Source organism: Roseateles sp. L2-2 (genome assembly GCF_050613215.1).
Classification (GTDB): Bacteria; Pseudomonadota; Gammaproteobacteria; order Burkholderiales; family Burkholderiaceae_C; genus Roseateles; species Roseateles noduli.
Window position 1 is genome coordinate 1,478,141 of record NZ_CP192509.1, and the last position, 12,360, is coordinate 1,490,500.

The window sequence follows — 12,360 nt, forward strand, 5'->3', positions numbered from 1 at the left end:
GTGGGCTACGCTAGCGGGCGTGACCGACAACGTCCTGACGAGCCTGCCTCCCACTGATACGGACCGGTGGGAACTGCGATCGCTGACCCGCTCCGAGGATGCGAGGGGCATCCATCTGCTCTTCGTGTTCGATTGCCCTCTGGCCGAGTCGCACTTGAGAGCGCGGGCGAAGCGTCTCCTGGCGAGGCTCGGCCTCACGCGTGCGGCGGATCGCATCGCCACCGACGCGCGTGTGGACATCGAACTGTTTGCCATCCAGAAGCCGGAAGGGGACATCGTCGACGACGACGGCGTGCCTCGCGCAGACCTCTTCGCGCACGGGCTGCCGCTCGTGCGACTTGGCGGCGGCATCGAGCTGGAGGTCACGCTGGCACAGGGCGCCCAGTACTACCTCCTCACCGTGTTCACCGACGAAGGCTGGGCGGAGATTCCGGCGTTGGACGCGACCGTGCGGTGGCGCCTGATGCGCAGTCCCTGATCAACAGATCCACCAGCAGGCTCCCCTGGGTCGCGTAGGTCCATTTGTCCGTCTTGAGCAGGGTCGCGATGGGCTTGCCGGCATCGACCGAGCGATCGATCAATGCGACGTCGTAGGTCTTCGTCGCGTCGTCGAAGACGACCTCCGCATCCATCGATCGCTTCAGCGTCACCGCCACGCGCCGCTGGTCCTTCCCGCTGCCTTGCTCGACCTCCAGCGCGCAGCCGTCGCGCAGCGCGTAGCGCCAGCGCGGGCCGGGCGAGTCCCGGCCGACGACGTTGAGCTCGGCGACGCGCTCGGCGTTGTTCATGTCGAAGGGACTGACCAGCGGCCGGTCCTCGCCGGGATAGCCTTCGGAGCACGACACGAGCAGCGGCACCAGGATCAGCACGACCGCCACCCGAGCGACGTCACGCCATGACATCGGCGACCTCCGCGACCTCCACGACGCGCGACGCCAGCACCTTGTCGATGGTCTTGCCGTCCATGTCGACGATCTCGAACCGCCAGCCTTCCCACTCCACCGTGTCCGCCTCGCGCGGCAGCCGGCCGGTGAGCAGCATCATCATCCCGCTCAGCGTGTGATACCGGCCGCGCTCCTCTTCCGGCACTTCGTCGAGGTTCAGGCGGTCCTTCAACTCCGGCACCGGGATGTGGCCGTCGAGCAGCCAGGAGCCGTCCTCCCGCTGCACCGCCCAGGCCGTGGCCGGATCGCGCGGCTGGAACTCGCCGGTGATCGCCTCGACCAGGTCGTGCAGCGTGACCAGGCCTTGCACCTCGCCGTACTCGTCGATGACGAAGGCCATGTGCACGGCCGACAGGCGGAAGTTGGCCAGCAGCTCCATGCCGGTCAGCGTCTCCGGCACGTACAGCGCGGGCGCGAGGCGCTCGTCCAGGCGCGGCTGGCGCTGGCGCAGCATTTCCGACAGCAGCTGGCGCGCGTTCACGACGCCGACGATGTCATGCAGCCCGCCGCGCACGACCGGGAACAGCGCGTGGTCCGAGGCCTCGATGCGTGCGAGCGTCGTCTCCATCGGATCGTTCAGGTCCAGGCAGACCACGTCGCGGCGCGACACCATCAGCGAGCCGATCTGGCGGTCGTCGAGGCGGAAGACGTTGCGCACCATGGCGTGCTCGTGCGACTCGATGACGCCGGCGCTGGTGCCTTCGGCGAGCACGGCGTGGATCTCTTCCTCGGTGACGTTGAACGCGGCCGACTGCTTCACGCCGAGCAGGCGCAGCAGCGCGTTCGTCGAGCCCGACAGCAGCCGCACGAAGGGCTTGGTCGCGACGGCGAGCGCCGCGATCGGACGCGCGACCAGGCGCGCGACGGCCTCGGGGTTGGACTGGCCCAGACGCTTGGGCACGAGCTCGCCCAGCACGATCGAGAAGTAGGTGATCAGCACGACGACCAGGCCGGTCGCGGCGCCGCTGGCGTACTCGGCAGGCACGCCGTGGGAGGTGATCCACAGTGCGAGCGGTCCGGCGAGGGCGGCCTCGCCGACGATGCCGTTGAGCACGCCGATCGAGGTGATGCCGATCTGGATGGTCGACAGGAAGCGGGTCGGATCCTCACCCAGCTTGACGGCCGCGGCGGCGGCGCTGTCGCCGTCGTCGATGAGTTTCTGCAGGCGCGCGCGGCGCGCGGTGACCAGTCCGATCTCGGACATGGCGAACAGGCCGTTGAGCAGGATGAGGAAGAAAAGTAAGGCGATTTCCATGATGGGATGAGGAAGGAACGCCGGCCTGCCGGCCCTCGGGATCGAGGGTGCGGCGGGGACGACGCGGACGCACGCGGGCGCGGGAGGCGCGACGCGTGCCGGAGGGGTGCTGACGGGAGGGGGAGGCGGCGGAGCGCCTCGACGCGGGCTACACGGGCGTGGTCAGACGCGTGGCGGCCGCAGGGGCGGCTGCGGGCAGCGCTGAGGCTCGTGCAGCTGGGGCGTGGGGAGCGGGTTCATCTGCGGCGGCGCGACGCGCAGGGGACGCGCGTCGGGCTTGCAGTGATCGGGCATGTCGTCCGAGGTGTCGCCGAGCTCGAAGAGCAGGGCGGCCACCGCGGCGGATCGCTCGGCGGCGTGATCGTCGTCGACGCCGGCCTGTGCCGGCTGTGTCGCGATGAGGGCGGCGGCGGCAGGGTCGGGTTGCCCGTCGACCAGCAGGTGCTGCGCATGTGCGACGCCCGCGGCGAACATCGTCACGCCGGCGGCGGCGATGCCGTACGCGGGGACGAGGATCGTCAGGACAAGGATGCGGAACCAGCGGGTCACAGGCGTCATTCTATCGAGACGCCGGGAGGGGCCCGCTGGCGGGGTCAGTTCGGGTCGGCCGGCGCCTCGGCGGGAGGCGCCACCGGATGCGCGCCGTCCCGATCGAAACGCGTCAGTACGACGATGGTGCCGACGATGTGATCGTTGAGCGCGTCCAGCTCCTCGGCGGGCACCCACCATTCGGTGTGATGGCCGCCGCCGACCTGCTGGACCGGATAGCGGTCCATGAAGTCCTTGCGGACCTCGAAGCGGGTGACGAAGCCTTCGCCGCTGGCCGGCACGTTCCAGTCGCGCGCGATCTCGACGGCGTACTGCTCGTTCGTGACCGGATAGAAGATCGGCTGATCCGGCAGGCGCGGCGGCCATCGGCGGTAGCCCGATTGCGCCACGAGCGCCAGCTCCTGTGGTCCGGTCGGCCGGAAGAGGGTGACGGTGGGGGAGGTCATGGCAATACTTTCAAATAGCTGGGCGGTACGGCATCCGTCAGCCAGACGCCGTTGTCCGTCCTGAAGAACTGATGGCCGTCGCGATGCATCCGACCGGCGTCGATCTCCAGCAGCACGACCTTGCCGTAACGCGCGCCGACCTGGCGCGCCGTGTCCGGGTTCTCGCTGAGGTGCACGTGGTGGCGTTGCCGCTTGTCGAGCCCCTCCGCGAGGATCGCATCGAGGAATCGGGTCGCGGTGCCGTGCAGCAGCGTTTCGGGTGGTGCCACTGCGGGCAGGTCGAGTGCCACTTCGACCGTGTGTCCTTGGTTCGCGCGGATGCGCAGACCGTCCTCGCTGAAGGCGAAGCGCTGCTTGTTGTTGGTCTCGACGATCTCGCGCAGCAGCGCCAGGTCCATCCGCTTGCCCGCGGCCTGCGCGCCGGCGAGCAGCGCATCGACCGCGACCCAGCCGTTCTCGTCGAGCGTGAGGCCCAGCGTTTCCGGCTTGTGACGCAGCGTCAGGCTGAGCAGCTTGCTGAGCGAGGTCAGCGTCTTGTCGTTGATGGTGTTCATCCCATCTCTCCCATTCACTTGATTGTTGTTGTGTCGTGATTCCGAATCGAGTTGTATAGTGCAACTCATCGAAGGTTGCACAATACAACTCTCCAACGATCCGATCAAGCTCCGAACGACGATGACCACCGAACCTTCGCGCCGGAAACCACAGCCCGCTTCCGCGAGCCCGTCCTTTCCCCTGCCGTTCACGACGGTCGACGTCGTGATCTTCTCCGTCGTCGAGGACCAGTTGCGCGTGCTGCTGGTCCAGCGGCCATCCAAGGAAGGCGAGCCGTTCCCCGATCGCTGGGCCTTGCCGGGCGGTTTCGTGGACATCGACCGCGACCGCGATCTGGAGGCCTGCGCGCGGCGCAAGCTGTCGGAGAAGACCGGCGTCGCCAGTCCTTATCTGGAACAGCTCGGCAGCTGGGGCGGCAGGGAGCGCGATCCGCGTGGGTGGTCGGCGACCCACGTGTACTTCGCGCTGATTCCCGCCGATGGCGTGAAGCTGGCCAAGGGCGCGAATGCGGCGGACGTCGGCTGGTTCGAGGTGGAGACGCTGTTGAAGCGCCCGCGTCTGGCCTTCGATCACGCCGCGATCCTGAAGACCGCCGTCGAGCGGCTGCGCGGGAAGGTGGAGTACACGTCGCTGCCGGCGTTCCTGTTGCCCGAGGCCTTCACGCTGCCGCAGCTGCAGCGCATGTACGAGGTTGTGCTGGGACGTCCGGTCGACAAGAGCGGCTTCCGCACGCGGATGCTTGCAGCCGGATTCCTCGAGGAAGCAGGGCCCATGGCTGGCGACGCCAACCGAGCGGCGATGGGTTATCGCCTGCGGGACCGCAAGAGCGCGGTGGTGTTTCCGCGGACGTTCAGTCCAAGGCAGGGAGAGTAGACCGGACCGGGAATCCGCCCCGTGTCTTGATCAGAAGTCTCGCGTCTCGCCTCGGCTCGCACGAAGGGCCGGAACGACGTGTCGCGCCATGCCGGCCTGTCGAGTCGGCGACCCCGATCGATGCCATGACCGCGGACGACGCAGGCAAGGCCGCAACGATCTCGGTGCGATCTTTCCAGGCTGAACGCAAGCCTCCGCCCGTGCCCTCATCCCTGCAGGAACGGCTCGATCCACCGTTCGAAGTCGTCCTGCCACTCCTGCTGCGCGGCCGCGAGGATCGCTTCCGGATCGTCGACCGGCGCGATCTGCAGATGCTCCCGCAGCCACTCGATGTAGGCATCGAGCCCGTCGCTCTTCCGATAGTGGTGCTCGCTGCGGAAGTAGTGGATGCGGTCGAAGTCGATGCGCGGTTCCACGTCGCAGGTGCTGACCCGCAGCAGCTCGCGCACGTCGCGCGCCACGATCCATTCGCCGCCTTCGTCGCCGAAGGCCACCACCGGCCAGCGGTCCGGCATCGGCGGCTGCGACGGGTCCGGATTCCACAGCGCGTAGAACGAGCCCGACGCGGTCGCCCGAGCGAACGGGATCAGCCGGGACAGGAAGGCCGGGTCTCCCGACCAGCCGTGGCGCAGGCCGTTGTGGTCGTCAGCGGTCAGCGTCAGCGCTGCCGAGTAGTTGCCGTAGCCGATCTCGTCCTGGAAGCGCAGCAACGCCAGCAGGGAGTCGGGAACGGGCAGGTCGCCGAAGGGCGCGGCGAAGTCGGTCGGAGCAATCATGGGAAGGAGCGGGGAAACGGTACGACGACCGGCTGGACCCGGCCAGCCCCGCTGCTCTGGACAGCAGTGGAACTGCCGCGAATCTAGCGCCCATCGAGGTTCCCGGGACGTGACCTTCGTCCACTCCGGTACCCATGTCCCTCAACCCGGCGTCGCACGACGAGCGTGCGCCGGCGCACCACGACGGGCGCAGTCGCCGTTCATCTCACCAGGCTTGTGCGGCCGCCGTGCCCTGGTGGTAACGCATCTGCCAGCCCTCGGCCGTCTTCAGCCACAGCGAGGACCGCAGCGTGTGATGCGCCAGCGAGCCGTCCTCCTGCCGATGCGCCGAACGGTAGGTCAGCAGCGCCGCATCGGGCGCCAGAGGCGCGATGCGGAACTCGTCGGGCACGATCTTCGGCGGCTCGTGGTCGTCGGCGAGCCAGCGGATGATGGTGTCGCGGTCGTACTGCCGGCCGGATCGGCCGACTTCGTGGAAGTCCGGGTGCAGCAGCTGCGACAGCCGCTCGGCGCTGCAGCGCACGCCGGGATGGTGCAGCTCGACCTCCAGCGCGCGGAGCGTGTCGAGCAGGGAACGGTCGGTATCGGACATTCAAGAGCCTCCGTGCGACAGGGTCGAGAACATGGCGACCGCAGCGCCGAAGAAGAGGACCGCGTAGAGCAGGGCTGGCAGGATCAGGAACCAGACCTGTGCCTTCGGGCGTTCCAGCTGGAAGACCGTGGTCGCGCCGACGTAGCTGGTCCAGCAGCCCCAGAAGACGACGACCAGCGGCACGAACGCGGTGATCAGCTCATCCGCGGACCACGCGTCGAGGTAGTTCGGATACATCGCCGTCTGCACCACCGTGATGACGAGGATCGGCAACACGTACACCAGACTCTGGAAGGCCCAGACCCGGCGCGCGAGGGTCGGATCCACGTCGACGGCGCCGCTCCACTTCAGACGCACGCGGTAGAACCAGCCCGCGACCAGCCAGGCGATGGCCGCCGCCAGGATGCCCGAGCCAAGGGCCACGCCCCAGTAGTACCACCAGGAGTTCAGCAGCTGGGTCGTGAACGTGTCGGTCGGAACGCCCTTGCCGGCGATGAGCGCCCGCGCCAGGCGGTCGTCGAGCTTCTCCATCACGCTGACCGCGCCGATCAGATACACCGCCAGCAGGAACTCCACGCCTCGGGACAGCCGGCCGATGTCGCCGAAGAAGGTGCGCGGCTTGAAGTACAGCTCGAAGACAGCGCGCGGCGAGAGCGGCGAAGGCGACAGGGACGTCGCGCCTGGTGCGGCGTCAGGTGGCAGCGCCGGCGATGGCGGCAGATCGGATTGCATGAGGGGTCCTCCCGGGGATGGTCGATCGAAGCGCCGTGACGGCGCTTTCCTTGTCATTGGCGGCCCGTCGTCGTGCAGGCCGCAGCGGCCATTGTCGCCAACAAGGACAGAGGCCTGGCTTCAGGGATCCCCCGGGATGGGGCTCAGGCCTTGTCGCTCACCCCAGCCGAATCGAAGCTCGCCATCTCGCCGAGCACGCGGCAGGCCGATTCCAGCAGCGGCCAGGCCAGCGCCGCGCCGGAGCCTTCGCCCAGTCGCAGGCCCAGGTCCAGCAGCGGCTGCGCCTGCAGCGTGTCCAGCATCAGCCGGTGACCCTGCTCGTTGGAACGGTGCGCGAAGATGCAGCGCTCCAGCACCGCCGGCTGCAGCTTCGCCGCGACCAGCACCGCCGCGCCGGTGATGAACCCGTCGACGACGATCACCCGACGCTCCAGCGCCGCCTGCAGCACCGCGCCGACCATCATTGCGATCTCCAGCCCGCCCAGCGCGGCCAGCGCCGCCATCGGCTCGGTCGCGCGCGGATGCTTGTCCAGCACGCGCGCCAGCACGCTCAGCTTGTGACGCAGCTGCGCGTCGTCGAGGCCCGTGCCGCGTCCCACGCAGTCCGCCAGTGGATACCCGCCCAACCGCGACAGCAGCAGCGCCGCCGACGAGGTGTTGCCGATGCCCATCTCGCCCAGCAGCAGCGCGTTGCCCGGCCGCTTCTGCAGCAGCGTCTTGCCCGCGGCCACGGCCGTCGCGCATTCGTCGACCGTCATCGCCGGTCCCGCCAGCATGTCCCGGCTGCCCATCGCGATCTTGGCGATCAGCAGGCCCGGACGCGGCTCGAAGGTGTGGCGCACGCCGGCGTCGACGACGCTCAGCTGCAGCCCGTGCTGGCGCGCCAGCACGGACACCGCCGCGCCGCCCGCCAGGAAGTTCTCGACCATCTGCCAGGTCACGTCCGACGGGAAGGCCGACACGCCGTGCGCCGCCAGCCCGTGGTCGGCCGCGAAGACCATCATCTGCGGTTCCACGAGCGTCGGTTGCTCCGTGCCCTGGATCAGGCCCAGGCGCAGCATCAGCCCCTCCAGGCGGCCCAGCGAGCCCAGCGGCTTGGTCTTGCGGTCGATGCGGTGCTGCAACGCCGCCGCCAGCGCCGCGTCGTGCAGCGAGGGAATCGCGGGGATCAGGTCTTGCTTGGTCATGGGGACTTCTCGGACTTCAAGGGGAAAAAGGAACAGGCGACAGCAGGCCCATCAGCACGCCGGGCGCGAAGTGGCGGTCGACGTAATCAGCCAGTTCGTCGAAGACCTGGTCGAGCGGGCGTGCGGGGCGGTCGAACAGCGCGGCCAGCACACGGTCGTCCTCGAACAGGCCGTGCAGGTAGTGGCCCAGCACGGGCCCGTGCTGCCAGCCGACCGGCTCGCCGAGGCCGTCGAACAGCACCGGCCGCGCCGCAGGCAGGCCGGGGTGCTGCGCGGTGCGGCCGTGATGGATCTCGTAGCCGCGCGCGACCTGGCCGTTGAGCGACGACCACGGCGCGTCCAGCGTGGGCGCGAAGCGGCACTCGGCCTCGCGCAGCAGCTTCTCGCGCTCGAAGAGCGTCACCAGCGGCAGCAGCCCGAGGCCGGGCGCGTTGCCGTCCAGGCCGTGCGGATCGACCAGCGCCTCGCCCAGCATCTGCAGGCCGCCGCAGATGCCCAGCACCCGCTTGCCCGCGGCGGCGTGCGCCGCGACCGCGACGTCCAGCCGCTGTGCGCGCAGCCACGCAAGATCGGCCGCGACTGCCTTCGAGCCGGGCAGGATGACCCAGTCCACGCCGTCGAGCTCGGCCGGCGTGCGGGCCCAGCTCAGACGCACGTCGGGCAGGTTGCGCAGCGGCTGGAATTCGTCGAGGTTGGACAGCCGCGGATACGCGATCACGGCGACACGGACCGGCGCGCGTGCGCCGCCGGTGCCGACGTCGGTACCCAGGCCGCCGGTCGTGCGGTCGTCGAAGACGCCGTCCTCCTCGGGCAGCCCATGTCCGCGCCACATCGGCAGCGTCGCGAGCGTGGGCACACCCGTCATCTTCTGGAGCATCTCCGGGCCCGGCGCCAGCAGCGCCGCGTCCCCGCGGAAGCGGTTCAACACGAAGCCTCGGATCAACGCGCGCTCGTCCGGCGGCAGCAGCGCATGCGTGCCGTACAGATGCGCGAAGGCGCCGCCGCGGTCGATGTCGGTCACCAGCAGGCAGGCGGCATCGGCCTCGCGCGCGGTGCGCATGTTCACGTAGTCGCTGCTGTGCAGGTTGATCTCGGCGGGCGAGCCGGCGCCTTCGATGACGACGACGTCGTTCTCGGCCAGCAGCTCGTGCAGCGCGCCGCGTGCGCGGGTCCAGAGCGCCTCGCTGCGCTCGCGCCACGGCGCGCGGCTGAGCGCCGCGTCGACGTCGCCGAGCACGACGACCTGCGAGGCCGTGTCCTTCTCCGGCTTCAGCAGCACCGGATTCATGCGCACCTCGGGCCGCGCGCGGGCGGCGAGTGCCTGGAAGTACTGCGCCGAGCCGATCTCGCCCTGGCGTCCGCCCAGGCCGGGCACGACGCGCGCGTTGTTGCTCATGTTCTGCGCCTTGTAAGGCGCGACGCGCAGCCCCTGGCGCGCATACCAGCGGCACAGCGCCGTGGTGAGGAAGCTCTTGCCTGCGCCGCTGGTGGTGCCCAGCACCATGACGGCCCGCCCCCGGCGCTGCCCGGACGCTGGATTCGGGGTCAGCGGGTCATCGTGGGGCCGGAATGGGGCTTGGGGGTCCTGGAGGGATCCCCCATGCCCCGTGGAGAGCCCGCGCTTGGCCGGACGGACGACGTCATCCGATGCAGGATCGCTCACAGCGTTTCTCCCATCGCCGTATCGAACGGATGCGTCGTATCGAACGCGCCATGGCGCGACGGTGGCGAAGGCAGCGGCGTGTGACCGCCGAAGGTGAACATCGCCGTGGCCAGCGCGTCGACGGCTTCGGGCGATTGCACCGACACGCGCACCAGCCCTGGCAGGCCGAACGAAGTGGCGTCGCGCAGCTTGATCCCCATCGCGCGCAGGCCTTCGAGCAGTGGTTCCGGCACGCCGTGCCAGGGTGAGGGCAGCGCGGCGAGCCAGTAGTTGGCGACGCCGCCGTCGATCTGGTCGAAGCCCATGGCTGCCATCTGTGACCACTGCGTCGCGCGCCACTCGCGCAGCAGCGGGAGCGAGGCCTCGAGTTCGTCGCGGATGGACGGCGTGGTCCAGGCTTCGAGCAAGGCCTGACCCTCGGAGGAGAGCACCCAGCTCGGCGCGAGTTCCGCGACGCGGGCGATCCAGAGGCCGTCGCGCGGGCCGATCAGATAGGCGCCGCGCACGCCCGTCAGGCCGAAGGCCTTGTTGGGGCACACGAGCCGCCAGGCGCCGTCGGCGATCGCCTGCGGCAGCGAGCAGCTGCCGGTCAGGCGCAGCGCGTCGTAGGCCTGGTCGACGACGAGTTGCGAGCCGCTCTGGCCGAGCGCGAGCGCCACGGCCGTCCACTCGTCGAGGCCGAAGCTCGCGCCGGTGGGGTTGTTGGGATCGCAGACCCAGACGAGCGAGGGCAGCGTCAGCGAGTCGGCGAGCTGGAACGCGTCGTCATAGGCGGTGACCTGCAGGCCGAGCGCGTGCGCCGCGGCCGCGTAGTCGCCGAAGCCGGGCTGCGGCACGCAGACGCGGGTGACGCCGGAGAGCATTGCGGCGAGGGTGAGTCGGCGGATCGCTTCCGAGCCGCCGGAGGCCGGGAGGATGCGGTCGGGCTCGACGTCGTGCCAGTCGCCCAGGCGGGCGCGCAGCGCGGCGTAGGACGGATCCGGATAACGCAGCCGGTCGGCGCGCAGGACGGCGTCGAGCGCGGCTGGCGGTGGGCCGAGCGGATGGGCGTTCGTCGAGAAGTCGTGGCGCACCGGCAGACCCGCGTCAGTGCCGCCGTGCGTGAGCGATTGGAAACGGGTCACAGCGCGCTCCTCGCCACGGTCAAGGCACCGCGCAGCGCCGCCGCGCCCAGCGCCAGCAGCGTTGCGAGGCCCAGCATCGCGCCTGCGGCGAGGCGTTGAGCGGACACCATGTCCTCGGCGATGACGTCGCCGCCGGACGGATTGAGCCGGTAATGGCCGGGCTTGCTCAGCGCGCGGCCGAGCCGCAGCGCCATCGCGCCCATAGTCCAGCCGCCGTTGGGCGAGGGCGTGCGCGTCGCTTCGCGCAGCAGCGGCGCGAGCAGCGCCGGCCGCAGGGCGACGATCGCGAGTCCGGTCAGCCGCGCGGGGATCCACGACAGCACATCGTCGGCGCGAGCGGCCCACTTGCCGGCCCATTCCCAGCGACCGCGGTAGCCCCACATCGCGTCGGCGGTGTTGGCGAAGCGGTAGACCGCCGCGCCGGGCAGGCCGGCGACCATGAACCAGAACAGCGGCGCGATGACGGAATCGTTGAGGTTCTCGGCGAGCGTCTCGATCGCGGTCTCGCGGACTTCGAGCGCGGAGAGCTGCGTCGTGTCGCGGCTGACGAGGCGCGACAGCTGCGCGCGGCCGTCGTCGAGCGAGCGCGACAACGCGGTCTCGACGGCGGCGACCTCGTCGCGCAGCATGCGCCACGCGAGCATCGGCTTCAGCGCGAGCCCCAGCAGCAGCGCCGCGACGACGAGCCGCCAGCCGCCGAACCAGGGTTCGAGGCCCGCGATGATCGCGTGCTCGATCGCCCAGGCGGTGAGGGCGGAGAGCGCGATGCCCGCGCTCCACGCGAGCGCGCCGCCGATGAACGCCGCCTTCGGCGACATGCCGCACAGCCGGTCGCCGAAGAGCCCGAGGAAACGTCCCATGCCGACGACCGGATGCACGGCGGCAGGCGGCTCCCCGAAGCATCGGTCGAGCAGCAGCGCGATCGGGATCGCGAGGGCGAGGAGCCAGGACATCGGACTCATGGGACGGGCGGCGTGAGGCGTCGGAAAGCGTCGGGAGGCGCCGGGTGACGGAGTTGGCGACAGTGAAAACTGGCGCGCAGCTTAGCGGTCAGACGGCGCCCGGAGGGAAGTCAATCCTCAATTCCGCGTTGTGCGGGCACTCCTGCCTTGAAGTGGTGCTTGATCATGGTCATTTCTGTCACCGTGTCTGCCAGATCCATCAATTCCTGAGGCGCGTTGCGGCCCGTCAAGCAGACGTGAACGTGCGCCGGGCGTGCGCGCAAGGTCTCCAGCACCGGCTCCAGCGGCAGCCAGCCGTAGCGCAGTGGATACATGATCTCGTCGAGCACGACGAGGAAATGCTCGCCGCCCAGGATGGTCGCCTTCGCGCGCTCCCAGCCGTCGCGCGCCAGCTGCGCCGAGTGCTCCAGGTCCTTGCTCTTCCACGAGAAGCCGTCGCCGAGTCCTTCGATCGGCACGCCGATCTGCTCGAACAGGCGGTGCTCGCCGAAGCGTGCGCTGGGCACCTTCATGAACTGGTAGATGTGGACCCGCTTGCCGCGCCCATGCGCGCGCAGCGCCAGGCCGAAGGCGGCGGTGCTCTTGCCCTTGCCGTTGCCGGTGTGGACGATCACGAGCCCGCGGCGTTCGCCCTCGGGAATGATGCGCACGCGGTCGACGGGCGGTTGTTCGATTTCCATGTCAGTGCTCTTCTTTCTCCCT

General features: G+C 69.8%; 15 protein-coding genes. 2 read left to right on the plus strand and 13 right to left on the minus strand.

Annotated features, from left to right (window positions below; translation table 11 throughout):
* The first annotated feature begins 19 nt into the window (after window positions 1–19).
* On the plus strand, window positions 20–478 hold the full coding sequence (locus ACQZ13_RS06770; protein WP_431050438.1) for a hypothetical protein: 459 nt from the start codon (window positions 20–22) through the stop codon (window positions 476–478).
* Here the strand turns inward: ACQZ13_RS06770 and ACQZ13_RS06775 are convergent.
* The 5 genes from ACQZ13_RS06775 to ACQZ13_RS06795 all read right to left on the minus strand — a co-directional run bounded on the left by ACQZ13_RS06775 (window position 405) and on the right by ACQZ13_RS06795 (window position 3,748).
* Window positions 405–902, minus strand: coding sequence for a hypothetical protein (locus ACQZ13_RS06775; protein ID WP_431050439.1), 498 nt, complete (start codon window positions 900–902; stop codon window positions 405–407). The genes ACQZ13_RS06770 and ACQZ13_RS06775 overlap by 74 nt on opposite strands.
* Entirely contained in the window at window positions 889–2,199 is a 1,311-nt protein-coding gene (locus tag ACQZ13_RS06780) for a hemolysin family protein (protein ID WP_431050440.1), read from the minus strand. The genes ACQZ13_RS06775 and ACQZ13_RS06780 overlap by 14 nt, the downstream gene beginning before the upstream one ends.
* A gap of 162 nt (window positions 2,200–2,361) precedes the next feature.
* Window positions 2,362–2,757 (minus strand): hypothetical protein, encoded by a 396-nt coding sequence (locus ACQZ13_RS06785; protein ID WP_431050441.1) that lies wholly within the window; start codon window positions 2,755–2,757, stop codon window positions 2,362–2,364.
* A gap of 35 nt (window positions 2,758–2,792) precedes the next feature.
* Window positions 2,793–3,194: a hypothetical protein gene (locus ACQZ13_RS06790; RefSeq protein ID WP_431050442.1), complete on the minus strand. Its 402-nt coding sequence runs from the start codon at window positions 3,192–3,194 to the stop codon at window positions 2,793–2,795.
* Window positions 3,191–3,748: an RNA 2'-phosphotransferase gene (locus ACQZ13_RS06795; RefSeq protein WP_431050443.1), complete on the minus strand. Its 558-nt coding sequence runs from the start codon at window positions 3,746–3,748 to the stop codon at window positions 3,191–3,193. The genes ACQZ13_RS06790 and ACQZ13_RS06795 overlap by 4 nt, the downstream gene beginning before the upstream one ends.
* A 121-nt stretch (window positions 3,749–3,869) precedes the next feature.
* Between ACQZ13_RS06795 and ACQZ13_RS06800 the strand changes: the two genes are divergently transcribed.
* On the plus strand, window positions 3,870–4,622 hold the full coding sequence (locus tag ACQZ13_RS06800) for an NUDIX hydrolase (RefSeq protein WP_431053153.1): 753 nt from the start codon (window positions 3,870–3,872) through the stop codon (window positions 4,620–4,622).
* Between the two features lie 206 nt (window positions 4,623–4,828).
* Here ACQZ13_RS06800 and ACQZ13_RS06805 read toward each other — a convergent pair whose 3' ends face one another.
* From ACQZ13_RS06805 to cobO, 8 genes are all read right to left on the minus strand, one after another.
* Window positions 4,829–5,398, minus strand: a complete 570-nt coding sequence (locus ACQZ13_RS06805) for a hypothetical protein (RefSeq protein ID WP_431050444.1) — start codon at window positions 5,396–5,398, stop codon at window positions 4,829–4,831.
* Window positions 5,399–5,603: 205 nt separating this feature from the next.
* Window positions 5,604–5,990 carry a DUF4440 domain-containing protein gene (locus ACQZ13_RS06810; protein WP_431050445.1) on the minus strand — a complete coding sequence of 129 codons (387 nt, stop codon included), beginning with the start codon at window positions 5,988–5,990 and terminating at the stop codon, window positions 5,604–5,606.
* Window positions 5,991–6,722: a YIP1 family protein gene (locus tag ACQZ13_RS06815; protein WP_431050446.1), complete on the minus strand. Its 732-nt coding sequence runs from the start codon at window positions 6,720–6,722 to the stop codon at window positions 5,991–5,993.
* 143 nt (window positions 6,723–6,865) lie between these two features.
* On the minus strand, window positions 6,866–7,909 hold the full coding sequence (gene cobT / locus ACQZ13_RS06820) for a nicotinate-nucleotide--dimethylbenzimidazole phosphoribosyltransferase (RefSeq protein WP_431050447.1): 1,044 nt from the start codon (window positions 7,907–7,909) through the stop codon (window positions 6,866–6,868).
* A gap of 16 nt (window positions 7,910–7,925) precedes the next feature.
* On the minus strand, window positions 7,926–9,413 hold the full coding sequence (locus ACQZ13_RS06825; RefSeq protein ID WP_431050448.1) for a cobyric acid synthase: 1,488 nt from the start codon (window positions 9,411–9,413) through the stop codon (window positions 7,926–7,928).
* A 155-nt stretch (window positions 9,414–9,568) separates the two neighbouring features.
* Entirely contained in the window at window positions 9,569–10,696 is a 1,128-nt protein-coding gene (locus ACQZ13_RS06830) for a pyridoxal phosphate-dependent aminotransferase (RefSeq protein WP_431050449.1), read from the minus strand.
* A complete protein-coding gene (cbiB, locus tag ACQZ13_RS06835) occupies window positions 10,693–11,649 on the minus strand; it encodes an adenosylcobinamide-phosphate synthase CbiB (protein ID WP_431050450.1) in 957 nt (318 codons plus the stop codon). The genes ACQZ13_RS06830 and cbiB overlap by 4 nt, the downstream gene beginning before the upstream one ends.
* A 119-nt stretch (window positions 11,650–11,768) precedes the next feature.
* Window positions 11,769–12,338: a cob(I)yrinic acid a,c-diamide adenosyltransferase gene (gene cobO, locus ACQZ13_RS06840; RefSeq protein ID WP_431050451.1), complete on the minus strand. Its 570-nt coding sequence runs from the start codon at window positions 12,336–12,338 to the stop codon at window positions 11,769–11,771.
* Window positions 12,339–12,360 lie beyond the last annotated feature (22 nt).